The sequence below is a fragment of the Bacillus sp. AF62 genome (assembly GCF_050312695.1).
In the GTDB taxonomy this organism is placed as follows: domain Bacteria; phylum Bacillota; class Bacilli; order Bacillales; family Bacillaceae_G; genus Bacillus_A; species Bacillus_A cereus.
Map to the genome: position 1 here is coordinate 1 of NZ_JBNPJZ010000026.1, position 1547 is coordinate 1547.

Sequence of the window (1547 nt, forward strand, 5' to 3'; positions counted from 1 at the left end):
CAACATCTGTCGCTGGAAAGTACTCTTTTCCATTCTGAATTAAGATTTCTAAGTTACCGAACATGTTGTGTGAAAACATTTGCGTTTGATTCATTTTTCATTTCCCCTCGTACTATATTTTTTTGACGAAGGCATCCGATGTAACATGACCCCCTCGCAAAACGCGATCCCATCCTCTTTCGTTTGTTTACCGCTATTCAGAGGGACTAACGTTTCGTTCATCCCTCGTCCCATTCCTTACTTTCTTCGGCACCTGATTCGGCCCTTCCCACAATCCTTGTTTTCTCCATCTCATTTTCAATTTATAGACGTAAGATGGACTTCGCTGGAACAGGATACTGATTTTTTGATCGGATATCCCTTGCTCATTCAGTTTCCGTACGCATGCCGGCGTTAATCCATCTGGAACATTGCCGGGCTTTCCTCCGCGACGTCTCGGCTCTGTATCAAAATACCTACCCAACTGGCGTAACTCCTGACCAGTCGGGCAATTTGTACAAATGTTCACGCTAAAACTCGCATCATCTGAGCGGTTGTAATAACACCGTCTACATTTCTGTTCGATGATATCGCCAATCTGATACGTAAGGCGTATGCGTCCTTCTCTTGAAAGTTTCATGTGAAACACCTACAATATAGCTTTCAATGCGATTCCTAACGCTTGGGATCTTGCTTGTAACTCTAGACGATATTTCCGTTCCATTCCGCCTGTTTCTTCCGCCGCGCCAATTCTGATTTGTGCTTTTCGAAGTTCCGCTTCGACTTCCCATTTCTTTTCGCTTAACTGGTTAAACTCGTTGAGTAAGGTCGTGTATGCTTCCTCGCGCTCTTGGAGTTGTTGTTTCAACTTTTCTAGCGCCGCTTGCAATTCCGTTTGAGGCACTCCATTAGATACCCCTTCAGAATGTTCCGTTTTCTTTTTAACAACCTTTGTATCCTCAGCCAATGGTTTTGTGTTCTTTTTCACTCTCGACCCCTTAGAGGACTTTTTAACGCCCTCTTTTTTCTCTTCAGCCATTTGCGCTACCATTTTCTCATTTCTCCCTTCCAGTAAGGTATCTCCGAATTGTTTGAGTTGTTTCCCAATCTCACAGTTATCCATGCACCAAGAAATCTTGTGATTCCCTGACTTCCCGTATGTTGGCACTTTCTTGCATCCCGCGCAGTGTTGATCTTGTAGGTTTAATATGTGAATCCGAATCGATTTCTTATCACGCTTCATCGGAAGGCTTGTCCTCCTCTATGATTTCAAATTCTTCCGATGGCTGCGGTAATTCGGAAACCACCTCTTCTTCTGTCTCTACCGTTTCCCCTGGTTTCTCCTCGCCCTTTGGCTCTTCTTTTGTTTCTGGTTGCTGTTCTTTCCACTCGTGCCACTTGATGGCTAATGGTGCGACACGTTTACGATATTCATCAATGGTTTCGATAATGTGACCGAAAGACATGTTCAGCTCATTTGCCAGTTTTAAATAGGATTCTCCTTCCAGACGGCGTTTCACAATCTCCGGAAGTTTATTCGGCACCCCCTCAAAGTTCGGTGCTAAACC

Annotated in this window: 2 protein-coding genes and 2 pseudogenes; all 4 read right to left on the reverse strand. The window is 44.3% G+C overall.

Features of this window, described 5'->3' with window-relative positions; all coding sequences use genetic code 11:
- Positions 1–94: pseudogene (locus ACQRBL_RS03580) on the reverse strand (phage antirepressor Ant); the annotation flags it as partial.
- Positions 95–193: 99 nt separating this feature from the next.
- Positions 194–619, reverse strand: a complete 426-nt coding sequence (locus ACQRBL_RS03585; RefSeq protein WP_411996829.1) for a hypothetical protein — start codon at positions 617–619, stop codon at positions 194–196.
- Between the two features lie 9 nt (positions 620–628).
- Positions 629–1222, reverse strand: a complete 594-nt coding sequence (locus tag ACQRBL_RS03590) for a zinc-finger domain-containing protein (RefSeq protein WP_411996830.1) — start codon at positions 1220–1222, stop codon at positions 629–631.
- A pseudogene (locus ACQRBL_RS03595) lies at positions 1212–1547 on the reverse strand (2-methylcitrate dehydratase); the annotation flags it as partial. The gene ACQRBL_RS03590 and the pseudogene ACQRBL_RS03595, both read right to left, overlap by 11 nt.

Coding starts and splice junctions, on each gene's coding strand:
- ACQRBL_RS03590 (WP_411996830.1), bottom strand. CDS start 1,222: ATGAAGCGTGATAAGAAATCGATTCGGATTCACATATTAAACCTACAA.
- ACQRBL_RS03585 (WP_411996829.1), bottom strand. CDS start 619: ATGAAACTTTCAAGAGAAGGACGCATACGCCTTACGTATCAGATTGGC.